This window comes from Photorhabdus akhurstii, from assembly GCF_019090985.1.
GTDB lineage: Bacteria > Pseudomonadota > Gammaproteobacteria > Enterobacterales > Enterobacteriaceae > Photorhabdus > Photorhabdus akhurstii.
Genome location: NZ_CP020335.1, coordinates 4268369 through 4294610, shown reverse-complemented (window position 1 = coordinate 4294610; position 26242 = coordinate 4268369). Strand labels below are relative to the sequence as shown.

General features: G+C 41.9%; 20 protein-coding genes. 18 read left to right on the top strand and 2 right to left on the bottom strand.

Annotation, left to right across the window (positions count from 1 at the left end; all coding sequences use genetic code 11):
* Window position 1 precedes the first annotated feature (1 nt).
* Window positions 2-1093 carry a 3-isopropylmalate dehydrogenase gene (gene leuB / locus B0X70_RS18325; RefSeq protein WP_036777462.1) on the bottom strand — a complete coding sequence of 364 codons (1092 nt, stop codon included), beginning with the start codon at window positions 1091-1093 and terminating at the stop codon, window positions 2-4.
* Between the two features lie 2 nt (window positions 1094-1095).
* Window positions 1096-2658 (bottom strand): 2-isopropylmalate synthase, encoded by a 1563-nt coding sequence (leuA, locus tag B0X70_RS18320; protein WP_046397110.1) that lies wholly within the window; start codon window positions 2656-2658, stop codon window positions 1096-1098.
* A gap of 955 nt (window positions 2659-3613) precedes the next feature.
* On the opposite strand from leuA, the gene leuO reads away from it, so the two are divergent.
* The 18 genes from leuO to murG all read left to right on the top strand — a co-directional run bounded on the left by leuO (window position 3614) and on the right by murG (window position 26203).
* Window positions 3614-4558 carry a transcriptional regulator LeuO gene (leuO, locus tag B0X70_RS18310; RefSeq protein WP_036777467.1) on the top strand — a complete coding sequence of 315 codons (945 nt, stop codon included), beginning with the start codon at window positions 3614-3616 and terminating at the stop codon, window positions 4556-4558.
* Between the two features lie 236 nt (window positions 4559-4794).
* On the top strand, window positions 4795-6594 hold the full coding sequence (locus B0X70_RS18305) for an AMP-dependent synthetase/ligase (RefSeq protein WP_217471766.1): 1800 nt from the start codon (window positions 4795-4797) through the stop codon (window positions 6592-6594).
* A 340-nt stretch (window positions 6595-6934) separates the two neighbouring features.
* On the top strand, window positions 6935-7501 hold the full coding sequence (locus tag B0X70_RS18300; protein WP_217470054.1) for an RBBP9/YdeN family alpha/beta hydrolase: 567 nt from the start codon (window positions 6935-6937) through the stop codon (window positions 7499-7501).
* Window positions 7502-8277: 776 nt separating this feature from the next.
* Window positions 8278-9321, top strand: coding sequence for a nucleotidyltransferase domain-containing protein (locus B0X70_RS18295; protein ID WP_217470053.1), 1044 nt, complete (start codon window positions 8278-8280; stop codon window positions 9319-9321).
* Between the two features lie 304 nt (window positions 9322-9625).
* The gene (locus B0X70_RS18290) at window positions 9626-10297 is read left to right on the top strand and encodes a dTMP kinase (RefSeq protein ID WP_217470052.1); all 672 of its coding nucleotides are present in this window, start codon (window positions 9626-9628) and stop codon (window positions 10295-10297) included.
* A gap of 945 nt (window positions 10298-11242) precedes the next feature.
* On the top strand, window positions 11243-12970 hold the full coding sequence (gene ilvI, locus B0X70_RS18285) for an acetolactate synthase 3 large subunit (RefSeq protein ID WP_036777476.1): 1728 nt from the start codon (window positions 11243-11245) through the stop codon (window positions 12968-12970).
* A gap of 2 nt (window positions 12971-12972) precedes the next feature.
* Window positions 12973-13464, top strand: coding sequence for an acetolactate synthase small subunit (gene ilvN, locus B0X70_RS18280; RefSeq protein ID WP_181147808.1), 492 nt, complete (start codon window positions 12973-12975; stop codon window positions 13462-13464).
* An 86-nt stretch (window positions 13465-13550) separates the two neighbouring features.
* A complete protein-coding gene (gene cra / locus B0X70_RS18275; protein WP_036810845.1) occupies window positions 13551-14558 on the top strand; it encodes a catabolite repressor/activator in 1008 nt (335 codons plus the stop codon).
* A gap of 632 nt (window positions 14559-15190) precedes the next feature.
* A complete protein-coding gene (gene mraZ, locus B0X70_RS18270) occupies window positions 15191-15649 on the top strand; it encodes a division/cell wall cluster transcriptional repressor MraZ (protein ID WP_036777480.1) in 459 nt (152 codons plus the stop codon).
* 2 nt (window positions 15650-15651) lie between these two features.
* A complete protein-coding gene (rsmH, locus tag B0X70_RS18265) occupies window positions 15652-16596 on the top strand; it encodes a 16S rRNA (cytosine(1402)-N(4))-methyltransferase RsmH (protein WP_046395706.1) in 945 nt (314 codons plus the stop codon).
* Window positions 16593-16913, top strand: coding sequence for a cell division protein FtsL (gene ftsL / locus B0X70_RS18260; RefSeq protein ID WP_074524835.1), 321 nt, complete (start codon window positions 16593-16595; stop codon window positions 16911-16913). Before rsmH ends, ftsL begins: the two co-directional genes overlap by 4 nt.
* 27 nt (window positions 16914-16940) lie before the next feature.
* Entirely contained in the window at window positions 16941-18707 is a 1767-nt protein-coding gene (locus B0X70_RS18255) for a peptidoglycan DD-transpeptidase PBP3 (RefSeq protein WP_217470051.1), read from the top strand.
* Entirely contained in the window at window positions 18694-20181 is a 1488-nt protein-coding gene (gene murE, locus B0X70_RS18250) for a UDP-N-acetylmuramoyl-L-alanyl-D-glutamate--2,6-diaminopimelate ligase (protein WP_217470050.1), read from the top strand. The genes B0X70_RS18255 and murE overlap by 14 nt, the downstream gene beginning before the upstream one ends.
* On the top strand, window positions 20178-21557 hold the full coding sequence (murF, locus tag B0X70_RS18245) for a UDP-N-acetylmuramoyl-tripeptide--D-alanyl-D-alanine ligase (RefSeq protein ID WP_217470049.1): 1380 nt from the start codon (window positions 20178-20180) through the stop codon (window positions 21555-21557). Before murE ends, murF begins: the two co-directional genes overlap by 4 nt.
* Entirely contained in the window at window positions 21551-22633 is a 1083-nt protein-coding gene (mraY, locus tag B0X70_RS18240; RefSeq protein WP_036777487.1) for a phospho-N-acetylmuramoyl-pentapeptide-transferase, read from the top strand. Before murF ends, mraY begins: the two co-directional genes overlap by 7 nt.
* Window positions 22634-22635: 2 nt before the next feature.
* Window positions 22636-23946, top strand: a complete 1311-nt coding sequence (murD, locus tag B0X70_RS18235) for a UDP-N-acetylmuramoyl-L-alanine--D-glutamate ligase (RefSeq protein WP_217470047.1) — start codon at window positions 22636-22638, stop codon at window positions 23944-23946.
* On the top strand, window positions 23946-25139 hold the full coding sequence (gene ftsW / locus B0X70_RS18230) for a cell division protein FtsW (RefSeq protein ID WP_036810832.1): 1194 nt from the start codon (window positions 23946-23948) through the stop codon (window positions 25137-25139). The genes murD and ftsW overlap by 1 nt, the downstream gene beginning before the upstream one ends.
* Entirely contained in the window at window positions 25136-26203 is a 1068-nt protein-coding gene (gene murG, locus B0X70_RS18225; RefSeq protein WP_217470046.1) for an undecaprenyldiphospho-muramoylpentapeptide beta-N-acetylglucosaminyltransferase, read from the top strand. Before ftsW ends, murG begins: the two co-directional genes overlap by 4 nt.
* Window positions 26204-26242: the final 39 nt, after the last annotated feature.

The following is a 26242-nucleotide window of genomic DNA, read 5'->3' as shown; positions in this document are numbered from 1 at the left end:
TCTAAATACCCTCGGCTATATAACGGGCGATAGCGCTGCCCATTTCATCAGTACTAATTGCTTTACCGTTTCCGGCTAAATCTGTTGTGCGATAGCCCTGTTCCAGCGCGTAGTTAACCGCCTGTTCAATCGCATTTGCGGCGTCATTGTGACCTAAGCTGTAACGCAATAGTAAGGCGGCAGACAGGATTTGGGCTATCGGGTTAGCAATACCTTTTCCGGCAATATCTGGAGCGGAACCGCCCGCGGGTTCATACAGGCCAAAACCTTTTTCATTCAGGCTGGCGGAAGGTAACATGCCCATTGAACCGGTAATCATGGCGCATTCATCAGATAAGATATCGCCGAAAATATTAGAGCACAGCATCACATCAAACTGAGATGGATCTTTAATTAACTGCATGGTGGCGTTATCAATATACATGTGATTGATTTCTACATCTGGATACTCTTTTGCAATCTCAGTAACAACTTCTCGCCACAATACGGAACTCTGCAACACATTTGCTTTATCAATAGATGTAACTTTATTACTACGTTTGCGGGCGGATTCGAAGGCGATACGGGCAATGCGCTCGATTTCAAAACGGTGATAAATCTCAGTATCAAATGCTCGTTCATATTTACCTTGGCCTTCACGTCCTTTGGGTTGACCAAAATAGATACCGCCGGTTAATTCACGGACACATAAAATATCAAAGCCTTTGGCGGCAATATCACTGCGTAAAGGACAAAATACTTCTAATCCGGCATATAGGCGGGCAGGGCGTAAGTTACTGAACAATTTGAAATGTTTGCGTAATGGCAACAGTGCGCCACGCTCAGGTTGTTCTGTTGGTGGTAAATGTTCCCATTTAGGCCCTCCCACGGAGCCGAACAATATGGCATCAGCCTGTTCACAACCAGCTATGGTTTTTGCCGGTAGCGGACAGCCGTGGCGATCGATAGCAATCCCCCCCACATCATATTCGCTGGTGGTGATGCGGATATTGAAACGCTTACGGATTGCATCCAATATCTTATAGGCTTGTGCCATAACTTCGGGGCCAATACCATCACCGGGTAAAACTGCAATATGATAATTGTTCGACATGTTTACACCATTTCCTTTGTATTTTGCTGTATGCGTTGTTTCTCTTTCTTAACTTGCTCTGTACGCCAAACGCAGTTCAGAGCATGAACCATTGCTTTGGCAGAAGATTCAACAATATCGGTTTCCAACCCCATGCCGTGGAAGCGACGCCCAAAGCATTCGACAACGATATTTACCTGGCCCAGTGCATTTTTCCCGTGTCCTTTACCTGATAACTGATAAGAAACCAGTTCAATTGGGTATTCAGTTATTCGGCTAATTGCCTGATAAACCGCATCTACCGGGCCATTACCTGTGGCAGCTTCTGATTTCAGCTCTTTGCCACACACTAAACGTACAGCGGCTGTTGCCATCACATTGGAGCCAGATTGGATATTAAAGTGATCCAGATGGAAAAATTCGGGTTCTTGCTGTTGCAGGTTCATGAAAGCTAAGGCTTCCAAATCATAGTCAAATACCTGACCTTTTTTATCTGCCAGACGTAAAAAGGCTTCGTATAAGCTATCCAGATCGTAATCTTTATCCTGATATCCCATCTCTTCCATACGGTGTTTCACTGCGGCACGACCGGATCGGGAAGTCAGATTCAATTGAATTTCTTTCAGGCCGATGGACTCTGGTGTCATAATTTCGTAAGTTTCACGATTTTTCAGTACCCCGTCCTGATGAATCCCGGATGAGTGGGAAAATGCATTGCTACCAACAATTGCTTTGTTCGCGGGGATCGGCATATTGCATAATTGACTGACCAACTGACTGGTGCGGTAAATTTCTTGATGGTTGATATTAGTATAAACACCTAACGTTTGCTGACGAACTTTAATCGCCATAATAACTTCTTCCAGTGAACAGTTGCCGGCACGTTCACCCAGGCCGTTTATCGTTCCTTCTATCTGACGAGCGCCCGATTGTACTGCTGAGATCGAGTTGGCGACCGACATCCCTAAATCATCGTGACAATGGACGGATAATATCGCTTTATCGATATTAGGAACGCGTTCGATCAAATTGGTAATGATGCCGCCGAATTGATATGGCACGGTGTAACCGACAGTATCTGGGATATTGATAGTCGTTGCGCCGGCTTTGATAGCGTTTTCAACGATCCGACACAGATTATCAATAGGTGTACGGCCCGCATCTTCACAGGAGAATTCGACATCATCAGTGTAACGACGTGCTCGTTTGATTGATTGAGCTGCCATTTCCATAACATTTTCGAATGTTTTTTTCAGCTTGGATTCAATATGTAAATTGGAAGTGGCCAGGAACACGTGGATTCGAAAGGCTTCCGCAACTTTTAATGCTTCTGCGGCCACATCGATATCTTTTTCTACACAACGCGCCAAGGCACAAACACGGCTGTTTTTGATCTGTTTAGCGATCGTTTGGACAGATTCAAAATCACCAGGAGAGGAAACTGGAAAACCGACTTCCATGATATCAACACCCATTCTTTCCAGAGCCAAGGCAATTTGGAGTTTTTCGTTCACACATAAGCTGGCTTGTAATGCTTGTTCTCCATCACGTAACGTGGTGTCGAAGATAATAACTTGCTGGTTCATATGTACGTTCCTCTCGTGGTTATTTTTTGCGCCCAGCAGGTAAAAAAACCCGCGCATGGCGCGGGTTCTTGTGAATGTCTGGTTTGGACCAACTCTGTTTTGAATCAACTCTGTTTTCTGTCCACCAGCATACCGCGCATATCAGATACGATAAGTAGTAGGTTTAATAGACAAATTGAGTGAATCATATCGATCCAACCTTTCAGTAGTATTAATGAGTGTTCGTGATTCGTATGCTTTTATTGATACGTTATCTTAAAAGTGATGTCAAGAATTCATTTAGGCATATGATTCTTGGTTTTACTTTTCTTATGGCGGTAAATTGAAGTGTTGATCTGTTTATATTTAAAAAGATTTTATTTTATCCTTTTTTGTTTGGGTTTGACTTTCGTGATGAGCTAAGATTTATATAAAAATAGTGCATTATACTGATTAATTAAAATTAAGTATTTTCCGTTTGGTGAGCTGGAAGTGGATTTGTATTTTTCTGAAAAACATCATTTGTCATTGGAAAAATAGATACAAATAGGAAGTTATGTTATATATCTTTGAAAAAATAATTCTATAACATAATAACTCTGATAAAATTGTTTAATAATAATAAGTCAGTAATTTTATTATGAATTGTGTCATTCTTTGATTTATCATCATATACAGAATAGCAGGGTGAATAAATTGTTAACATAATTGTACTTTTTTGTGAATAAATAATGAGCATTACATTGTCTACTAATTGAAATTATATATTTTTAACACTAATAGGGGGATGCGCTGGTTAGCTATGCGTATTCAGATTTGTACAAGGACGAGTCTTAATTATTTGTTATCGAAATGATTAAGACAATTGATCTCGTTAATAGTTATAGTCATCGTAATATCTGAGTAATAAATGAAGGTATTTCCGATGTTTTGTTATTAGCCGGGATCATCTGCATGAGTTTAGTGGAGTTAAACAATGGCTGAATACACCTCAGTAACTGCAACCAAAAAAGATCCAAATGAAATTCATTTGCGTAATGTGGATCTCAATCTGCTGACTGTTTTTGATGCAGTTATGCAAATGCAGAATGTGACACGTGCGGCACAGATATTAGGAATGTCACAACCGGCGGTCAGTAATGCGGTTTCTCGTTTGAAGCTAATGTTCAATGACGAATTATTTGTACGCTATGGGCGTGGAATACAACCGACGGCAAGGGCCCATCAATTATTTGGTCCAGTCCGTCAGGCATTACAACTGGTATATAATGAGTTACCTGGGGTTGGTTTTGAACCTGATAATAGTGATAGGGTTTTTAGTCTTTCAATTTGTAGCCCTTTGGATATTAGGCTGGCTGCAAAAATAGTTGAACAGGTAAAACAAAATACACCTAATCTGGGTGTGACGATTAGATCATATTTACATGATAATATTGAGCATCAGCTCAGATACCAGGAAACTGAGTTTGTCATTAGCTATACGCAGCTAGAACGCATGGATTTTCATCATTACCCGTTATTCAATGATGAGTTGGTTTTGGCTGTTTCTAATCATCATCCAAGAATTGAAAATAGTATTAGTGAGCAGCAATTGTATGAGGAACATCATGCAGTTGTATCATTGGATAATATATGTTCATTCAGCGTTCCCTATTATGATGGAGGTGAACGTCTGCGTTCGGTTGTTTATCAGGGTACCGACTTGAATAGTGTATTGCACATTGTCTCTCAAACTTATTTGGTTGCAATTGCGCCAAAATGGCTGGTTGAGCACTATAGCGAACAATTAGCAATAAGGGCGGTTTCATTACCGTGGGATCAAGTAAGTCGTCCGTGTTATTTGATTTGGCACGAATCTACAACGAAAGATAAAGGGCATCAGTGGATGAAGTCGTTGTTGAGTCAACTTAGTAACAGATAATTAATTTGAAACTCACTACTGCATAAGGGTGGTGAGTTTTTTTATTTTATCACAAATTTTTCAACTTTTGATAAATAGGCTTTTCCTGTTGTTCAGGAATCGGTAGACTGCGAGGAAATAGCTAACACCTGTAAGCTGAAAAGCGAATAAGTGATGCGAAAAGGTATTATCAGAGAATAAAATTACTGTTTTTTCTCCGATAAGAAAAAAAATTTTCGAACAGGAAAAAAATTGTGATAACTAAAAATTTACATCCTTATCACTTGATAAACCGATTGCAACAACAAATCAAACGACACCCAGAGAAAATTGCTTTTCGCCAATGGTCTCCGGCTGAACAACTCGAACTAAATTGGAATGATATTGGCAAAAAGACCAATGCTATTAGCCGGGCATTGTTGGAGATTGGTGTTGATGTGCAAGAAAAAATTGGTCTCTTTGCACATAACAGCATGGCGTGGTCATTGACAGATATTGCTGTATTACAACTTCGGGCGGTTACTGTTCCTCTGTATGCGACTAGTAGTCAAGAACAAGCGAGTTTCATACTGAATGATGCTAGTGTGCGTATTCTGTTTGTCGGTGGGCAGCCGCAGTATGATGTTGCTATTACTTTGACAGAACGTTGCCCTCAGTTAAGTCACATTATTGTCTTAGATGAATCAGTCGATTTGCGGGATTGTTCATTAGCTCAACATTTATCTGATTTCATGGCTGATGATAAATTACAACATCAGTCGGAGTTGGAAACCCGTATCGCTAACCACAATCTGGATGATCTTTTTACGCTTATTTATACGTCTGGTACAACTGGCGAGCCTAAAGGCGTCATGCTTGATTACCGTAATTTAGCCTATCAGTTGTATTCACATGATCATGTCCTGGCGTTAACTGATCAGGATGTTTCTTTGAGTTTTCTGCCGTTATCCCATGTCTTTGAACGCGCATGGAGTTTTTATGTCATGCATGTAGGGGCACAAAATGTTTATCTGACAGACACTAACTTTGTTCGTCAAGCTATGGCCGATATTCGCCCGACCGTGATGTGCGCAGTGCCGAGATTTTATGAAAAAATTTATAGTGCGGTTTTTGAAAAGGTTTCTCAGGCTCCTTGGCATCGAAGAAAACTCTTTAATTGGGCGATTAAATGTGGTGAGCGTCAGTTTTTACGTAAGTTGCAAGGTAAAAAAAGCTGCCCTTGGTCGACAGCAATGCATCGACTGGCTGATAAATTGGTATTGAGTAAATTGCGTAATGTATTGGGGGGCAGAGTTCGGTTTTTACCTGCTGCTGGCGCGCGTCTGGACGAAACGATTATTCTGTTCTTTCTCGTTGTTGGGATAAATATCAAATATGGCTATGGCATGACAGAGACTTGCGCCACAGTTTCTTGTTGGGAAGAACAAGGTTACGTGCTTGGTTCTATTGGCAAACCATTGCCTGGCATCGACGTCCGTATTGGTGAAGAAGATGAAATACAAGTGCGTGGCCCAATTGTGATGAAAGGCTATTTCAATAATCAGCAAGAAACCACCAAAGCATTTACTCAAGACGGTTGGTTGCGTACCGGTGATGCCGGTAAATTGGATGAAAATGGTCATTTATTTATTACTGAACGTCTGAAAGATTTGATGAAAACATCAAATGGTAAATATATTGCCCCTCAAATGATTGAAAGCGTTTTGGGGCAAGATCGTTTTATTGAACATGTTGCTGTTATTGCTGATGCTCGTAAATTTGTATCGGCTCTTATCGTGCCTTGTTATGAAGCATTGGAAGAGTATGCAAGGTCAATTAACCTCAAATATCATGATCGAGTTGAATTGCTGCGTCATAGTCAAATTATCAATATGTTTGAGCAACGCTTGAAAGAGATGCAGAAAAACTTCGCTCACTTCGATCAGGTAAAGCGTTTCACATTGTTGCCAAATCCATTTTCAATGGAAACAGGGGAATTAACGCCAACACTAAAATTGCGAAGGAAAATTATTATGCAGCGTTACCATAACGAAATTGAATCCATGTATCGAGATTAATTTCTGGAGCTTTATAGAGCGCGACCGGCTATTCAAGGGAAATTTAAGGTAAGTATTCTACTTTCAATTTATCTCAGGAGTATCCGGTTTTTAAAATTTCAATATTAGATGAATAAGCTGTAGTTTAATTTTAAAAATTATAAATAAATTATATTTACGGGTATCATTCTATGCTTGGAATAGAGCACTTGTTATTTAATAGGTTAGGGCAAGGTATAATTATCTGACTTCAAACGTCATGATGAAAAAGATGGTTATAAAAATGAAATAATAGTATTTTGTACTTGTGCGGTGCGCATGTATAGTAAATAAGACACATTTTGTATAATGAGGTGAATTGATGAATTTTGATAATATAGTTATTGTTCATGGCCTTATGGCGACTCCTGATCATCATTGGTTTCCTTGGCTTAAAAGTCAATATGAAAGGTCAAATGTTCAGGTAATAGTGCCGGAAATGCCTGAATCTCACGCTCCTTCACCTCATTTATGGCAAGAAAAGTTGCAGGAGAGTGTGCCTAATCCTAATGAAAAAACGCTTTTTATTGGGCATAGCTTGGGTTGTATTGCCGCACTCCGTTATATTTCATCTTTACCTGATAATGTAAATATTGGCGGGATTGTATTAATTGCAGGATTTTATGAAAAATTATCGACTTTACCCGAATTAAGTATATTTACTGAGGAGAACTTGGATTTTCATCCTCTTATACACAGAATAAACCAACGAATAGTAATATTATCGCTTAATGATGAAATTGTACCTCCACAGTTTACATTAAATTTAAGTCAGCAGCTCCGGGCTGAATTATATGGCTTCCCTGATGGCGGGCATTTTTTAGATCGCGACGGTTTTACTGTTTTTCCTAGCTTAGAGAAGGTATTAAAAGACAATTCAATGTTGTAAATAAATGTCTTTGTTGTTCTGTAAATATGCCAAGTTTACTTATATTCATAACTTGGCTATTTTAATTAATATGGATTATGATTAATAATAAATAAATTCGGGATAGTGTAAATTAAAACTTAATCTAAATAAATGAAGTGGAATGGTTAGTACCAAAATATATATTCTGCATTTTTAATCGCAGCGGTGAAAAAATTAAACTATAAGCTGCTATCGAAGTTCTCTATCGTTTGATGAAGGGTGAGGTCTGCTGACAAAATGGGCACTTCACGTCAACTTTGGCCATCAAAAATTTTTTAATAAATGACGGAATTTTACATGATGATCACTGCATTGAATGCATGGCCGAGAGAATAATGACAATAAATTCAAGTAATTACGTAAAATCAGCCTATTGAAAAGCATACCAAGCTCGGTACAATTTTCATCACAAAAAATAACAAAAAATGTACAATTTTTTCAATGGGTTACATTTTTAGTTGTGATGATACCCACAAATAATTAACTATTATATAACTGAAATAATAAAAACTGTTAATATTACAAAACTGAATTAAATTTTAATCCAGTGTAATTTGTCAAAACAAACATCCCGGAGGGGAATAAAGTGAATGTGATAACAGCACAAGCATTTAGACCGCTAACTGATGATGAAACATTAAATTATGATAATGGTTTAATGAGTTCGTCACCTAATTAATAGAAAAAGGAATAAAGGTATATCATAACCTTTATTCCTTTATTTGTTCTTTCATTTATAAGATAAAAGGTAAAGCATGGACATAATTAACGTAAAAAGGAAAATAACAGAAATAATAAATAAAAAATTTAATGATACTGATCTGTATACTTGCTACTTGTCAGGCTCAGTCATTGAAGGGTTTGCAACGCCAAAATCTGATTATGATGTCTATGTTATATTGGAAGAAGAATTAGAAAAAGAATGCGAAGAGATATTTATACCATCCGATATCGGAATGTTAGAAGTGACAATAATCTCTTTAAAAGAGATAAAAGAAATCATGAAGATAATCAACAATGGAAGCTTAAACTCCGATTGGTATAAATTACATTTATCTCATAGGATATTAACAGGGGAATCGATTATAAAATCAAATAATTTTGACACATTAAAAGGAGGAATAAATAAAGCTAAATTATGTGAAATACTTAAGACCAAAGCAAAAAACTTTGGAGAAAAGTGTTTTTCCGATGGGATTGGAAATATTTTAAATAATGACCTAATATCAGCAGCATTCAACTTTGAACGAACAGTTAATTCAGCAATGGATTATATCCTGGCTTCAAGTGAAAACACATCCACTTTAATAAAGTGGCGCTATCAAAATGCAATGAAGGTGTTTGGAAAAGACCATCCAATAACATCTATATACTTGATGATTTGTTCAAAATTTAATGTAATCAATGATATTGCAACAATTGATTACATAAATTCAGTTGCAAAAATGTGGCAATTAACTTTAGACTATTGTCAAGGAAAAGATCTTTTTAGTTACAATGTATCTTTTACAAAAAAAAGAATAGCTAATACATCCGATATTTCATTATCAGATGAAAATAATAAACCAATAATAAAGAATTTATGGTATAGAGTCTTGTGTAAAGATGGGAAATTAATACTTTTCGCAAAAAAAGCATTATGTGAAATCAATTCAGATGCATATAGGGTTTGGTTAGTAATAGACAATGGAAAAACAGAGTTTGAAGTTGTTTCAGAGTTGGAAAAACTTGGAATAACTAATACAAATGCTAATTTTTATATATCGGAATTCGAAAGACTAGGGGCATTAACAAAGTAATACATATTTGGAATGAATTAGTTGATTATTTAAATGCAAATAAACTTACTTCTGGTATGGATACTAATTTAGTAAATAAATATGGCTTAGATCCAGAATTAGCCTTATATGGTACTGAACTATGCGAGTTAAAGAGAAATAAAGAAAACATCTTAGGAAACTTTCCCCACATTAAACATAGAAAACATTTACCAAGATCATTACCTGTGGGATAAGATTTTTACGCTAGCTAAAAACAAACCATTTATTATCGGTAGTGGCAGAAATTCACTTGATACTGAAGCGTACTACGGGGAAAAAAGAAATGATTAAGCGCGGTTTATTTATAGCTTTTGAAGGAAATGATGGTGCAGGTAAATCAACAATTTCACGCGAAGTTTATGATATTTTATCTCTAGATTATAATAATATTGTTTTTTTAGATAAAAATTATCCTTTACTACCATCTAGGTATAGTGTGTATCACATGGGAAAAATACGAGATGTCCTTTGGGATTATGACATTTCAGCTCCATTGGGTGAACTTGGTGACCGGCATTGGATTCTATTGATAGCATCATGGTTTTCTGTTTTAGATAGTTTAATTATTCAACCTTGTTTATTGCAAGGTAAAATTATTATATGTGATAGTTGGTATTATAAATATTTGGCAAGATTCTTACTTAAATCCACGGAATTAGCAGAATTAAGTAAATCAGTTCTATCTATAAACACAAAACCAGACATGGTTATATATCTTGATGTTCCTCCAAATATTGCTGAAAAAAGGAAAAGAATATTAAAACCTAGTGAGTCTGGAAAATTAGAGACAAATGAAAACTATGATTTTATAGAATATCAAAAACATGTTATTAATCAATACCAGACGTTTTATGATGACACTTGGGAAATTATTGATACTGACACCTTAACTAAAGATGCAGTAATTAAATTAATAGCGGATATTATTCAAGTGGAAATGCTGAAAAAAATGTAATTATTGCAAGACCTATATTTATTGAGGTTATTTTATCTGGAGGAAAATAATGGATAAAGAATTTAGAAAATTAATATTAGCGTCCTCAGGAAATTCTTTTACCTTGTATTTGGAGATGATAATATCATTCACGCTATTCTTTATTATTTTATTAAAAATATCCTTCTTTTATTTTTATAATCTTCTGATTTTTTAATATTAAAAAACATATCAACCAACCAATTTGAAAAAATTTAGTTATTTTTAGGTTTTATTCTTATCTATTGCTCAATAAAACAGATTCTTATTTTAATATGGTAATATGATTTTTATGGGCTATTAAGATTATTTCATGAACCTTGTGAATAATTTGTTTCTATTTTAAATAATCATTTGACTGATTATTGTATTTGGTTGTTTAATTATGAAAATGAATATTTATATATCCAAGTGAGTATTGAATATATGGAATTACTATTCCAGGAATAAACGCTAGCTTCTATATATTCTCTAATTAAAATGGAGTAAAAAGATTTTACTCGAATGCATTATTTGCAATGGCTATCCAAAAACGAGGAAATGACGGTCAAATTATCTGAGGCGTTTGTCGGCATTTCCTTTATCAGCTTCATACTTCGGTGACCTAAACGATTTTGAAAACTGCTTTTTAGTTTTTTATCGTATATATACTGGATAATACCTATATGTTGTCGTTCTTTTTAGGTATAGCCGCTCATATTCTACTTATTTTTAGCTTCTTGATAGTAAGATAACGCTTACCGGAGACATTTGGAATTGTCATAAAATTGCTATTCTGCCTTTACTCACATTGCTAACGCCTGTTTCTAGCGTTATGTTAATTAACTCAGCATCAATATATCGCTGAGAGGCTATTCGTCTTACTAAAATAAAAGTGGAAGTCACTTCCGATTTATTAACTTGCAAACAGAGCCTGGAGGAAAACCTATGGAGATGTTATCAGGAGCTGAAATGGTCGTCCGATCGTTAATTGATCAGGGCGTTGAGCATATATTCGGTTATCCGGGAGGGGCAGTACTGGATATTTATGATGCCCTGCATACGGTTGGGGGTATTGAGCATATCCTGGTACGTCATGAGCAGGGGGCAGTTCATATGGCTGATGGCTATGCCCGTTCTACCGGGAAGGTTGGTGTGGTATTGATCACCTCCGGTCCTGGAGCAACCAATGCCATTACCGGTATTGCCACAGCTTATATGGATTCAATTCCGATGGTTGTATTATCCGGTCAAGTCGCCAGTTCCCTGATTGGCAATGATGCATTTCAGGAATGTGACATGGTAGGGATATCCCGTCCGATCGTAAAACATAGTTTTTTAGTGAAAAAAGCGGAGGATATTCCGAAGGTACTGAAAAAAGCCTTCTATCTAGCTTCCAGTGGCCGTCCGGGACCTGTAGTGATTGATTTACCGAAAGACACGGTAAATCCGGCAGTAAAATTACCCTATATTTATCCTGATCAGATCAGTATGCGTTCTTATAGTCCAACGATTCAAGGACACAAAGGGCAGATTAAGCGGGCATTAAGAAAACTATTGAATGCGAAAAAACCGGTCATATATGTAGGCGGGGGGGCGATTAACGCAGATTGTTCAGCAGAATTATTGGTATTGGCAGAAAAATTCAATATCCCTGTTGTTAGCTCCCTGATGGGATTAGGCAGTTTCCCTGCAACTCATCCGCAAAGTCTGGGCATGCTAGGTATGCATGGTACATTCGAAGCTAATAAAGCAATCCATAATTCAGATGTCATTTTTGCTGTCGGTGTACGTTTTGATGATCGTACTACCAATAATCTGGAAAAGTATTGCCCGGGAGCAACGGTATTACATATTGATATTGATCCGACATCAATTTCGAAAACAGTTTCCGCAGATGTACCTATTGTTGGTGATGCTAAACAGGTGCTTGGGCAAATGCTGGCGTTGCTGGAGACAGTGGAAGACACACAAGATCCCGATGCGCTAAAAGATTGGTGGTTATCTATTCAGCAATGGCGCAGCCGTAAATGTCTCAGTTTTGATCGCAGTGGTGAAAAAATTAAACCACAAGCTGCTATTGAAGTTCTCTATCGTCTGACGAAGGGGGAAGCTTATGTCACTTCCGATGTTGGACAGCATCAGATGTTTGTTGCATTGCATTACCCATTTGATAAACCAAGGCGTTGGATCAGTTCCGGTGGTTTGGGAACGATGGGATTTGGTTTACCGGCGGCTTTGGGCGTTAAACTGGTGAAACCGGAAGCGACGGTAGTCTGTGTTACCGGGGATGGCAGTATTCAGATGAATATTCAGGAGCTGTCTACCGCGTTGCAATATGGGTTGCCGATACTGGTTCTGAATTTGAATAACCGTTTCCTGGGGATGATAAGACAGTGGCAAGACATGATTTATGCCGGTCGTCACTCTCAATCTTATATGGAATCCTTACCTGATTTTGTCAAATTGGCTGAGGCTTATGGTCATATTGGCATTTCTATCCAACGTTATGATGAATTGGAAAGTAAATTGGCGGAGGCCCTGAAAGAAGTGACTGAAAATCAGCGGCTGGTATTTGTTGATGTCACAGTGGATGAAACTGAACATGTATATCCTATGCAGATCCGTGGAGGAGCAATGGATGAGATGTGGTTAAGCAAAACGGAGAGAACCTGATTATGCGCCGGATTTTATCTGTATTACTTGAAAACGAATCAGGGGCTTTGTCCCGGGTTGTTGGTCTGTTTTCCCAACGTGGCTACAACATTGAAAGTTTAACAGTCGCTCCAACTGATGATCCGACATTATCGCGAATGACAATTCAGACTAAAGGCGATGCAAGGGTACTTGAACAGATTGAAAAACAGTTGCACAAGTTGGTGGATGTGTTACGAGTCAGCGAATTGGCGTCGGGTTCTCACGTAGAGCGTGAAATCATGTTAGTTAAATTACAGGCCAGCGGATATGGACGTGAAGAGATCAAACGCAGCACTGACATCTTCCGTGGGCAGATCATTGATGTGACTTCGACCTTATATACTGTGCAATTGGTAGGAACCAGCGATAAATTGGATGCATTTCTCGATGCTGTTCGAGATGTTGCTGAAATTGTTGAAGTTGCTCGTTCAGGTATTGTCGGCGTATCTCGCGGGGATAAAATTATGCGATGAAAAATCGCAAACTGCGGGGCAATATGCATACATTTATCAGGCTCTGCGATAAAGTAGGGCCTTTCTGGGGTCTATAAGGAGTTAATGTGAAACTGGATGAAATCGCCCGCCTTGCAGGTGTTTCACGCACAACGGCCAGTTATGTAATTAATGGTAAAGCCAAGCAATACCGTGTCAGTGATAAAACGGTAGAAAAAGTGATGGCAGTGGTTAGAGAGCATAATTACCATCCTAATGCTGTGGCAGCCGGTCTCCGTGCAGGACGTACCCGTTCTATTGGTTTGGTTATTCCAGATTTAGAAAATACCAGCTATACCCGTATTGCTAATTATTTGGAACGTCAGGCTCGTCAACGTGGTTATCAGTTATTGATAGCCTGTTCGGAAGACCAACCTGATAATGAAATGCGCTGTGTTGAACACCTGTTGCAACGTCAGGTGGATGCAATTATTGTTTCTACCGCATTACCGCCGGAGCATCCTTTTTATCAACGCTGGGCAAATCGTTCTTTGCCTATTATTGCTCTCGATCGGGCGCTTGAAAATGAACACTTTATCAGCGTAGTGGGTGATGATTTTGAAGATGCAAAGATGTTGGCGCAAGAATTTCGTCAATTTCCGGCTGAATCTGTGCTTTATCTCGGCGCATTACCTGAATTATCAGTCAGTTTCCTGCGTGAACAGGGGTTCCGTGAAGCATGGAAAGATGATCCTCGTAAAGTGATGTATCTTTACTCAAACAGCTATGAGCGTGATGCGGCTGCTGAAGTGTACTCCAAATGGTTAGAAACTCATCCAATGCCGCAAGCGTTGTTCACCACCTCTTTTGCCCTGTTGCAAGGGGTCATGGATGTTACCCTTAAACACAGCGGCCGTTTACCAAATCAATTGGTTATCGCGACTTTTGGTGATCATGAATTATTGGATTTCCTTGAATGTCCAGTGCTCTCTGTAGCGCAGCGTCATCGTGAAATTGCTGAACGGGTATTGGAACTGGTGTTAGCGAGTCTGGATGAAAAGCCGAAGCCAGGGCCAGGTATCACACGGATACATCGCGACTTATGTCGTCGAGGAAGCCTGAGTCGAAAAATATGATAAAAACCCCTCATTAATTTTCTGATGAGGGGTTTTGGTTGTCGGATTTGTCATAAAAGAAGTGTGTAAAGGCAACTTTCAAGCAACCCTTACGTTGGGTGTTTCAGCGCGAGCAAATAGCAATTTCGTTCATACATAAATTATTCAGTAGGAAGAAGCGCATGGAACAGCGCTTATTTGAGTTTGGGATTTGTCTATTTACCCCCGTTTTTTACCCTCTTTTATATATTAAATTGATTTTAATAATATTTATCTTGTGGTTTTTTGCTGCTAGTTAGTTTGAGTGTTGAGTTCATCAAATAGAATGATAAACATTGCTGCACGGTGGTTAAATAGTAATGAAATGTAAATTATGTAAATAAATTAATCACACAACTATTTTTTTATTATTTTATCGTAAACATTTACTCTCCTTGTGCTTGTAAAATTATTCAGAATTATCATGGTGTTAATTATTATTGATATTGCTAAATTTAATAATTATGCCTCCCAACAGCCAAAATCCTGCCATCAAATATAGCTAAAGCGCATCGGCTCTGGCTTGACAAGGTTTTCGTCCCATCCGTAAACTCCTTATTGTGGGGATTAGTGGGATAAAGTGGTAATTCTTGATCACCAGGGGCGACCTGAGTATGTTTCGTGGAGCAACGCAGATTAATCTCGATAGTAAGGGGCGGCTCACCGTACCTACCCGATACCGGGCTATGCTAAATGAGGAGTCGCAAGGGCAAATGGTTTGTACCATCGACCTTCATCAGCCGTGCCTGTTGCTCTATACATTATCTGAATGGGAAATTATTGAAGAAAAACTTTCTCGCTTATCCAGCATGAATCCGGCGGAGCGTCGGGTACAACGTTTGCTTTTAGGTCATGCCAGTGAATGCCAGATGGATAGTGCAGGACGTCTTTTGCTAGCCGGTACATTGCGCCAGCATGCAGGGCTAGTCAAAGAGGTTATGCTGGTTGGTCAGTTCAACAAATTTGAACTGTGGGATGAGCAGGCTTGGTATCAACAGGTTAAGGATGACATTGCGGCTGAGCAATCCACACAGGAACCTTTATCAGTACGGCTACAGGAATTATCACTATAAATATGGCAAATAGTCATTTTAAACATACCAGCGTATTGCTGGATGAAGCAGTCAACGGACTGAATATTCGTGAAAATGGAATCTATATTGACGGCACATTTGGACGTGGTGGGCATTCACGTCTGATTTTGTCGCAATTGGGAACGGCAGGTCGTTTAATTGCAATTGATCGAGATCCGCAAGCGATTGAAGTGGCAAAAGCGATCACAGATCCCCGTTTTTCAATTGTACATGGGCCATTTTCTAAATTGGCCCACTATACAGAAAACGCCGGACTGGCTGGCAAAATTGATGGTGTATTACTGGATTTAGGTGTTTCTTCGCCTCAGTTGGATGATCCAGAACGCGGTTTTTCTTTTATGCGTGATGGGCCGCTAGATATGCGGATGGACCCGACTCGTGGGCAATCAGCAGCAGAATGGCTGATGCATGCGACAGCAGATGATATTGCCTGGGTATTGAAAACATTTGGTGAAGAGCGTTTCGCCAAACGTATTGCTAGGGCAATTGTGGCGCGCAATCAGGAAGATCCCATTACCCGAACAAAAGCGTTAGCTGATTTGATTGCTCAGGCTAGCCCAGTAAAAGAGAAACATAAGCATCCAGCAACCAGGAGCTTCCAGGCGATTAGGATTTATATCAATAGTGAGCTGGAAGAGATTGAGCAGGCGCTGGAAGGGGCATTACAAGTGCTTGCGCCACAGGGGAGACTTTCAGTTATCAGTTTCCATTCGCTGGAAGATCGTATTGTTAAACGATTTATTCGTCAGAATAGTCGAGGGCCACAAGTACCGGCAGGATTGCCATTAACAGAAGAGCAACTGAAAGCGCAAGGTGGGCGTAGCTTGAAATCGATTGGCAAGATGAAACCTTCAGAGGAAGAAGTGGCGGATAATCCACGGGCTCGCAGTTCTGTTTTGCGCTTTGCTGAAAAAGTTAGTGAATAATGGCAGGTGAACGTCACGGATTAACCGGTATTATCGGCAACGATTTACTCAAGAATGCCAAAATACCGTTAATTCTTCTAGTCGCTGTATTGGTTTCGGCCATAGTCGTTGTAACCATTGCACATGAAACCCGCTTATTGACGGCTGAAAGAGAACATTTGGTCGTGGAACGAGATGCATTAGATATCGAGTGGCGCAATCTGATCCTCGAAGAAAATGCCTTAGGTGATCACAGTCGAGTTGAGCGGATAGCTGTTGAAAAAATGCATATGCAGCATGTTAATCCTGCTCAGGAAAACATTGTTGTTTCACAGTGAGTTAATTTAATTATTAAAAGGTAAGCGATGAAAGCAGCACGCTCCGTGAAATTAAAACGGCAAGAAGATAAAGCCAGTTTTGTTAGCTGGCGTTTTGCTTTGTTGTGCGGGGGGATTGCCGTGGCTTTAATTGGTTTATTGCTGAGGGTGACTTATTTGCAGGTCATTAACCCGGATCAACTGGTTAAAGAAGGTGATTTACGTTCCCTGCGCGTGCAATCAATCTCTACCGCTCGCGGTATGATCAGTGACCGTATGGGGCGACCTTTGGCTGTCAGCGTTCCAGTCAATGCAGTTTGGGCAGATCCGAAAGAGGTATTTGAAAAAGGGGGGATTACGGATGATACCCGCTGGAAAGCTTTATCTGATGCCATTAATTTGCCTCTTGAGCAACTTACCGACAAAGTTAGTACTAATCCGAAAGGTCGTTTTGTTTATTTAGCGCGTCAGGTTAATCCATCGGTTGGCGATTACATTCATAAACTGAAATTGCCGGGGATTTATTTGCGTCAGGAATCCCGGCGTTATTATCCGGCAGGTCAAGTAACGGCACATATTATTGGCGTGACCAACGTTGATGGTCAGGGTATTGAAGGTATAGAAAAAAGTTTTGATCGTTGGCTGACGGGTCAACCGGGTGAACGAACTGTACGCAAAGACCGCTTTGGTCGTGTCATCGAAGATATTTCATCTGTTGATAGTCTGGCGGCACACAATCTGGTATTGAGTATTGATGAACGCTTACAGGCGCTAGTTTACCGTGAATTAACCAATGCGGTGGCCTTTAACAAAGCGGAATCCGGTACAGCGGTATTGGTGGATGTTAATACCGGAGAAGTGCTGGCAATGGCAAACAGCCCGTCTTATAACCCAAATAATCTCGTCAATACACCAAAAGACGCGATGCGCAACCGTGCTATCACCGATATTTTCGAGCCAGGTTCCACGGTTAAGCCGATGGTGGTAATGGCTGCGCTGAATGATGGTATCATCAAAGAAAATACGGTTATTAATACAATACCTTTCAGGATAAGCGGTAAAGAAATTAGAGATGTATCCCGTCATTCGGAATTATCTATCACTGGTATTTTACAAAAATCGAGTAATGTCGGTGTTTCTAAGCTAGCGTTAGCTATGCCTGCGACAGAGTTGGTGGATGTTTATTCACGTTTTGGGTTAGGAAAGGCGACCAATCTGGGGTTGGTTGGAGAAAGCAGCGGCTTATATCCAACAGGAAAACAACGGTGGTCAGACCTTGAGAGAGCGACCTTTTCTTACGGTTATGGGCTAATGGTAACACCATTACAGTTAGCGCGGGTCTATGCAACGATTGGTAGCTTGGGTATTTATCGTCCTCTGTCAATTACCAAAGTTGATCCACCTGTGCCCGGCACAAGAGTATTTCCTGAGCCTATCATGCGAACAGTCGTTCATATGATGGAAAGTGTGGCTTTGCCTGGCGGTGGTGGAGTACGGGCTGCGATAAAAGGTTATCGGATTGCAATCAAGACGGGTACAGCCAAGAAAGTCGGGCCGGATGGCAAATACGCTAATCGATATATCTCTTACGCCGCAGGTGTTGCCCCGGCAAGTAACCCAAGATTTGCACTGGTTGTGGTCATTAATGATCCACTGACAGGTAAGTATTACGGTGGTGTGGTTTCTGCGCCGGTATTTGGCGCCATTATGGGGGGCGCTCTACGCATCATGAATGTGGAGCCAGATGCTTTGGCGGCAGGTGATAAAAACGAATTTGTGATTAATAAGAAAGAGGATACAGGTGGCAGATCGTAATCTACGCGATTTACTCGCGCCGTTAGGTATTGACGCCCCAGTGCGTGAGTTACGCGAAATGACATTGGACAGCCGTAAATCGTCTGCCGGAGATCTGTTTGTTGCTATTAAAGGGCACCAGACAGATGGTCGACACTACATTCCTCAAGCCATCGCACAAGGGGTTGCGGCGGTTATTGCAGAAGCCCAGGGCGAGGCTGATAACGGAACCGTACAAATTATGCATGGTATTCCGGTTGTTTATGTGAACGATTTGAATAATAAGTTGTCACAGTTAGCTGGTGAGTTTTATTGTCACCCTGGTGATAAATTGCACTTGATTGGTGTAACCGGAACCAATGGTAAAACAACCACTACTCAATTACTTGCGCAGTGGAGTCACGGGTTAGGGGAAACCAGTGCCGTGATGGGAACTGTTGGCAATGGTTTACTGGGGCATGTGGCGCCAAGTGAAAATACCACAGGCTCGGCTGTTGATATCCAACTGGATTTGCAACAACTTGTTCGGCAAGGGGCGACTTTTGCGGCAATGGAAGTCTCTTCTCATGGACTGGTTCAGGGGCGTGTGGCTGCGTTGCCGTTTGAGGCGGCAGTGTTTACTAATTTGAGCCGTGACCATCTTGATTATCACGGTGATATGGAACACTACGAAGCCGCTAAATGGCTGCTATTTTCTACTCATAATGTGAAGCAACAAATTATTAATGCTGATGATGAGATTGGATTGAAATGGTTATCCCATTTACCACAAGCGGTTGCTGTAACGATGGAAAACCGTCTGCCGGAAAATTGGCAGGGCCGTTGGTTGGCGGCGCGTGAAATAAAGTATCACGATAAAGGGGTATCTATCACCTTCGAGTCTAGCTGGGGTGGCGGTACAATTGATAGTTCTTTAATGGGGGCATTTAATGTCAGCAATCTGTTGTTGGCGCTTTCCACCCTATTAGCTCTGGATTATCCGTTGGAAAAACTGCTTGAAACAGCTTCCTGCCTGGAACCTGTCTGTGGACGAATGGAAGTATTCACTGCACCGGGCAAACCCGTTGTCGTTGTTGATTATGCTCACACACCTGACGCGCTGGAAAAAGCTTTGATGGCTGCACGTTTGCATTGTCAAGGTAAGCTTTGGTGTGTTTTTGGTTGTGGTGGTGATCGTGATAAAGGTAAACGCCCATTGATGGGAGGCGTTGCGGAACAGTGGGCCGATTGTGTGATTGTGACTGATGATAATCCGCGCAATGAAGAACCACAGGCAATTGTTGCTGACATTCTGACGGGTTTTCTTGACCCGGGGAGAGCGATAGCGATTCATGGACGTGTTGAAGCGGTAACCAACGCTATTATGCAGGCAAAAGCAGATGATGTTGTATTGATAGCGGGTAAAGGCCATGAAGATTATCAATTAGTCGGCCATCGTCGTCTGGATTATTCGGACCGGTTAACTGTTGCTCGGTTATTGGGGGTAATTGCATGATTTCCCTCACTTTGCAACAACTGGCACAAGTAACGAATGGCGTATTGAATCAGGTGACTGAACAGCAAGCAGCAAATATTTGTATCAGTGATGTGACTACTGACAGCCGTCAGATTGGCAATGGCAGTCTGTTTATTGCCTTGAAAGGTGAACGTTTTGATGCTCATGATTTTTTTGCTGATGCAGTAAAAGCTGGTGCCGGTGCTTTGCTTGTCAGCCGTGTGTTGGATGTTCACTTTCCACAAGTCGTGGTTAAAGATACTCGTTTAGCAATGGGTAAATTAGCGGGTTGGGTTCGCCAGCAGAGTAATGCGCGTGTCGTTGCGTTAACAGGTTCGTCCGGTAAAACATCGGTAAAAGAGATGACTGCGGCGATTTTGCGTCAGTGTGGCAACACGCTCTATACCGCGGGTAACCTGAATAATGATATCGGCGTACCGCTGACATTGTTCAGGCTGACGGAACAACATGAGTTTGCTGTGGTTGAATTAGGTGCAAGCCATGTTGGTGAAATTGCCTATACCGTAGAAATGGTTCGGCCAGAAACGGCATTAGTCAATAACCTGTTTGCTGCGCACTTAGCGGATTTTGGTTCTCTTGCGAGTATTGCAAAAGCTAAGGGCGAGATTTTTACCGGCCTGCCAGAAAAAGGTACGGCGATTATCAATCTGGAAAGCAATGATTGGGCTCACTGGCAACAGGTTATTGGCGACAAAACTGTACAGCGTTTTTCCATGCAACAAGCATCAGTCGCTGATTTTTACGCTACGGATATTCAGGTTAAACAACTGACCACGGATTTTTGTCTGCATACGCCTATTGGCAGCATAGAAATCAACTTGCCGTTGCCTGGGAAACACAATGTCGCTAATGCGTTAGCGGCAAGTGCGTTGGCAATCTCTGTTGGCGCGACTTTACGAGATATTCGTCTGGGCTTGTTGGAGCTGAAAGCGGTACCGGGGCGGTTGTTTCCAATCAATCTGGCAGAAGGAAAATTGCTGCTTGATGACACGTATAACGCCAATGTTGGTTCAATGACTGTTGCGGTCCAGGTGTTATCACAGATGCCGGGTTATCGAGTGCTGGTAGTCGGCGATATAGGAGCATTGGGTGAACAGTCAGAAGATTACCATCGTCAGATTGGTGAAACCGCAGCTTCTTGCGGTATCGATAGTGTGTTCAGTGTCGGCAAATTAAGTATTCATGTTAGTGAGGCAAGCGGTTGTGGTCAGCATTTTGCGGATAAAGCCGCATTGATCGCAACATTGGTTCCGCTATTACAACAACACAAGGTCATTTCAGTGTTAGTTAAAGGTTCGCGCAATACCACAATGGAAGATATTGTCCACGCATTACAGGAGAGCTTCACATGTTAGTTTGGCTGGCCGAATATTTGGTCAAATATCACACCGGCTTTAACGTCTTTTCTTACTTGACGTTTAGGGCTATCGTCAGCCTGCTGACTGCTTTGGCTATCGCATTGTGGATGGGGCCGCGCATGATAGCCTTCCTGCAAAAATTACAAATTGGGCAGGTTGTTCGCAACGATGGGCCGGAATCTCACTTTAGCAAACGTGGTACGCCGACAATGGGCGGTTTGCTGATCTTACTTTCAATTACGATTTCTACACTGTTGTGGGTGCGTTTGAATAACCCCTATGTTTGGTGCGTGCTGATTGTGCTGATTGGTTACGGTATTGTTGGTTTTGTGGATGATTACCGCAAAGTCGTGCGCAAAGATACTAAAGGGTTAATTGCCCGCTGGAAGTATTTCTGGCAATCCGTCCTGGCATTAGGGGTGGCGTTTGCCATGTACAGCGTCGGTAAAGATACTCCTGCAACGCAATTGGTCGTGCCATTCTTTAAAGATGTGATGCCGCAACTGGGTGTGCTTTACATTCTGTTGACCTACTTTGTGATTGTCGGAACCAGTAACGCAGTGAATCTGACGGACGGATTGGATGGTTTGGCAATTATGCCAACCGTTTTTGTCGCGGCGGGTTTTGCTTTGGTGGCATGGGCGACAGGTAACGTCAATTTTGCTAACTATCTGCATATCCCTTATCTGAGTCATGCTGGCGAGTTGGTTATCGTCTGTACTGCGATTGTTGGCGCGGGGTTAGGTTTCTTGTGGTTTAACACTTATCCGGCGCAAGTTTTCATGGGGGATGTGGGTTCTTTGGCATTAGGTGGCGCATTGGGGACGATTGCTGTGTTGCTACGCCAGGAGTTTCTACTGGTGATTATGGGCGGTGTGTTTGTGGTAGAAACCCTGTCAGTTATTTTACAGGTGGGTTCTTTTAAACTGCGCGGGCAGCGTATTTTCCGTATGGCGCCTATTCACCATCACTATGAATTGAAAGGCTGGCCAGAACCGCGTGTTATTGTGCGTTTTTGGATTATTTCTCTGATGCTGGTGCTGATTGGCCTGGCAACATTGAAGGTGCGTTAATCATGGCGGATTATTTGGGTAAAAAAGTCGTTATTGTCGGGTTGGGGCTGACAGGTCTCTCCTGTGTTGACTTTTTTATGGCACGAGGTGTGATCCCGCGAGTGATGGATACGCGTGCGGCGCCACCCGGTAAGGATAAGCTGCCCGATGGTGTTGAGTGTCACAGTGGAAGCCTGAATACGGGTTGGTTGATGGATGCTGACTTGATTGTTGTAAGCCCAGGCGTTGCTTTGGCAACGGCGGAATTGCAGGTTGCGGCTAATGCAGGTATTGAAATTGTTGGCGATATCGAGTTGTTTTGCCGTGAAGCAACAGCTCCGATAGTCGCTATTACTGGCTCTAATGGTAAAAGTACCGTTACCAGTCTTGTCGGTGAAATGGCGAAAGCGGCTAATTGGCAGGTGGGGGTTGGCGGTAATATTGGCCTGCCTGCATTAGAATTGTTGAAGAAATCTTGTCAGCTTTATGTCTTAGAACTTTCCAGTTTCCAGTTGGAAACCACATATGGCCTGAACGCAACAGCCGCCGCTGTGCTTAATGTGACTGAGGATCATATGGATCGTTATCCTCAGGGGGTATCTCAGTACCGAGCGGCTAAATTGAGGATTTATCGTCAGGCGAAGAGATGCATTGTGAATGCTCAAGATCCCCTGACACTGCCTGAAACGGGTATGGACAGCCGTTGTGTCAGCTTTGGTGTCGATTGTGGCGACTACCAACTTGATAGTGAAAATGCCTGTTTGAAAGTTCACAACCAATCACTGCTGGCGACAAATGAAATTAAGTTGACTGGACGACATAACTACGTCAATGGGTTGGTTGCATTGGCTTTAGCTGATGCGGTTGGTATTCCTCGTGAAGCCAGTTTGGCGACATTGACGGTTTATCCAGGGCTTGACCATCGTTTCCAACTTGTTCATCTGAACAACGGGGTGCGTTGGATTAACGATTCTAAAGCGACCAATGTTGGCAGTACGGTGGCGGCGCTCGATGGTCTGAACCCGGAGGGTACGCTGTATTTACTGTTAGGTGGTGATGGTAAGTCAGCAGACTTTTCTCCGCTCAAGCCTCTCCTTTGTGGGGATAAAATTCGGCTTTATTGCTTTGGTCGGGATGGGAAACGACTGGCGCAACTACGCCCGGAAATAGCGACATTAACTGAAACTATGGAGCAGGCGATGCGTGATATTGCTCCGCGGCTGGTGGCGGGTGACATGGTGCTGTTATCTCCTGCTTGTGCAAGCCTTGATCAGTTCCGTAATTTTGAACAGCGTGGTCATGAGTTTACCCGTTTGGCAGAGGAGCTGGGCTGATGTCTATTCCGGGATTCAGTAGATTAAAAGACTGGGTTGTTGGTGGCCGTGAAACTGATGCCGCCAATATGGTGTTGTATGATCGCACACTGGTTTGGCTGACACTCGGATTGGGAATTATCGGCTTTGTTATGGTGACATCAGCATCGATGCCGGTTGGGCAGCGTCTTGCAGAAGATCCGTTTCTGTTTGCTAAGCGTGATGCGACTTATCTCTTACTGGCTTTCGGGTTGTCATTGATCACACTGCGTATCCCGATGGGTTTTTGGCAACGTTATAGCAATCTGATGCTGCTTATTTCCGTTATTTTGTTGCTGGTTGTTCTGGTAGTGGGAAATTCAGTCAATGGAGCATCGCGTTGGATTGCCATTGGGCCTTTGAGAATTCAACCGGCAGAGTTATCGAAACTTTCTCTATTTTGCTATCTCGCCAGTTATTTGGTGCGCAAAGTAGAGGAAGTGCGGAATAACTTTTGGGGATTTTGTAAGCCAATGGGCGTGATGGTCGTGTTAGCGGTGTTGCTTCTGGCTCAACCTGACTTGGGAACGGTGGTTGTACTGTTTGTAACAACGTTGGCGATGCTATTTCTGGCCGGGGCGAAGTTATGGCAGTTTCTCGCGATTATTGGCTCAGGGGTATTCGCGGTGGTTCTGTTAATCATTGCTGAACCTTACCGTATACGCCGTGTAACTTCCTTTCTGGACCCTTGGGAAGATCCATACGGCAAAGGTTATCAATTAACGCAGTCTTTGATGGCTTTTGGCCGTGGCGAATTTTTAGGGCAAGGACTGGGAAATTCAGTACAGAAACTGGAATACCTGCCGGAAGCGCATACTGACTTTATTTTCTCTGTTTTGGCAGAAGAATTAGGTTACGTAGGTGTGGTTTTGGTGTTGTTAATGATATTCTTCGTCGCTTTTCGCGCAATGACGATAGGTCGTCGCGCATTACAGATGGATCAGCGTTTTTCGGGTTTTCTAGCTTGTTCGGTGGGTATTTGGTTTAGTTTCCAGGCTCTGGTTAACGTTGGGGCCGCCGCAGGTATGTTACCGACTAAAGGGTTGACTTTGCCTTTGATTAGTTACGGTGGTTCAAGTTTGCTGATTATGTCTACAGCTATCGTATTGCTATTAAGAATTGATTTTGAAACACGCTTGGCAAAAGCTCAGGCGTTTGTAAGGAGTCCCCGATGAGTGACAAAACCCGGCGTTTGATGGTGATGGCAGGTGGAACCGGAGGACATGTCTTCCCAGGACTGGCTGTAGCTCATCATTTAAAAGACCAGGGCTGGGACGTTCTCTGGTTGGGAACCGCGGATCGGATGGAAGCCGATTTAGTGCCAAAACATGGCATTGACATTGAATTTATTCAGATTTCTGGTCTGCGAGGTAAAGGGATCAGAGCATTGTTAGCTGCCCCGGTCCGAATTTTCAAAGCAATCCGTCAGGCAAAGGCGATTTTACGTCGCTATCAGCCAGATGTCGTGCTTGGCATGGGGGGATATGTTTCTGGTCCCGGCGGTATTGCTGCGTGGATGTGCGGTGTTCCGGTTGTGTTGCATGAACAGAATGGTATTGCCGGGCTGACAAACCGATGGCTGGCTAAAATTGCTACGACCGTTTTACAAGCATTTCCCGGCGCATTTCCAAAAGCCCCCGTTGTGGGTAACCCTGTTCGCGAAGATGTGTTGGCACTGCCTGTACCTAAACAACGTTTGACAGGACGTGAAGGTCCGATTCGGGTTCTGGTTGTTGGGGGCAGTCAGGGGGCGAGAATTCTTAACCAGACAATGCCTGAAATTGCCGCCGGTATGGGTGATAAAATTACTCTTTGGCATCAGACAGGCAAAGGGGCTAAAGAAAGTGTTCAGCATGCCTATGACAATTCAGTTAAATGCGAACATAAGATTACTGAATTTATTGACGATATGGCACAAGCTTATGCCTGGGCTGATGTGGTGATTTGTCGCTCTGGCGCGTTGACGGTTAGTGAAGTGTCTGCTGCGGGATTACCTGGGATTTTTGTGCCATTTCAGCATAAAGATCGTCAGCAATACTGGAATGCGCTACCTCTAGAAAAGGTTGGCGCGGCAAAAATACTGGAGCAACCACAATTTACGGTTGATGCAGTAATCGAATTATTAACTCAGTGGCAACGGCCACAATTGTTGGAAATGGCGGAAAAAGCCCGTTCAGCAGCAATTGTTGATGCAACTGAGCGAGTATCGGCGGCATTAATCGATGCGGCAAAAAAATGATTTAGACCGCCTTAAAAGGGGCGGTGAAGCAAACATACA

Coding starts and splice junctions, on each gene's coding strand:
- mraZ (WP_036777480.1), top strand. CDS start 15,191: ATGTTTCGTGGAGCAACGCAGATTAATCTCGATAGTAAGGGGCGGCTC.
- B0X70_RS18295 (WP_217470053.1), top strand. CDS start 8,278: ATGGACATAATTAACGTAAAAAGGAAAATAACAGAAATAATAAATAAA.
- ftsW (WP_036810832.1), top strand. CDS start 23,946: ATGTCTATTCCGGGATTCAGTAGATTAAAAGACTGGGTTGTTGGTGGC.
- leuA (WP_046397110.1), bottom strand. CDS start 2,658: ATGAACCAGCAAGTTATTATCTTCGACACCACGTTACGTGATGGAGAA.
- murD (WP_217470047.1), top strand. CDS start 22,636: ATGGCGGATTATTTGGGTAAAAAAGTCGTTATTGTCGGGTTGGGGCTG.
- ilvN (WP_181147808.1), top strand. CDS start 12,973: ATGCGCCGGATTTTATCTGTATTACTTGAAAACGAATCAGGGGCTTTG.
- B0X70_RS18300 (WP_217470054.1), top strand. CDS start 6,935: ATGAATTTTGATAATATAGTTATTGTTCATGGCCTTATGGCGACTCCT.
- B0X70_RS18255 (WP_217470051.1), top strand. CDS start 16,941: ATGAAAGCAGCACGCTCCGTGAAATTAAAACGGCAAGAAGATAAAGCC.
- leuB (WP_036777462.1), bottom strand. CDS start 1,093: ATGTCGAACAATTATCATATTGCAGTTTTACCCGGTGATGGTATTGGC.
- murG (WP_217470046.1), top strand. CDS start 25,136: ATGAGTGACAAAACCCGGCGTTTGATGGTGATGGCAGGTGGAACCGGA.
- B0X70_RS18290 (WP_217470052.1), top strand. CDS start 9,626: ATGATTAAGCGCGGTTTATTTATAGCTTTTGAAGGAAATGATGGTGCA.
- mraY (WP_036777487.1), top strand. CDS start 21,551: ATGTTAGTTTGGCTGGCCGAATATTTGGTCAAATATCACACCGGCTTT.
- ilvI (WP_036777476.1), top strand. CDS start 11,243: ATGGAGATGTTATCAGGAGCTGAAATGGTCGTCCGATCGTTAATTGAT.
- rsmH (WP_046395706.1), top strand. CDS start 15,652: ATGGCAAATAGTCATTTTAAACATACCAGCGTATTGCTGGATGAAGCA.
- murF (WP_217470049.1), top strand. CDS start 20,178: ATGATTTCCCTCACTTTGCAACAACTGGCACAAGTAACGAATGGCGTA.
- leuO (WP_036777467.1), top strand. CDS start 3,614: ATGGCTGAATACACCTCAGTAACTGCAACCAAAAAAGATCCAAATGAA.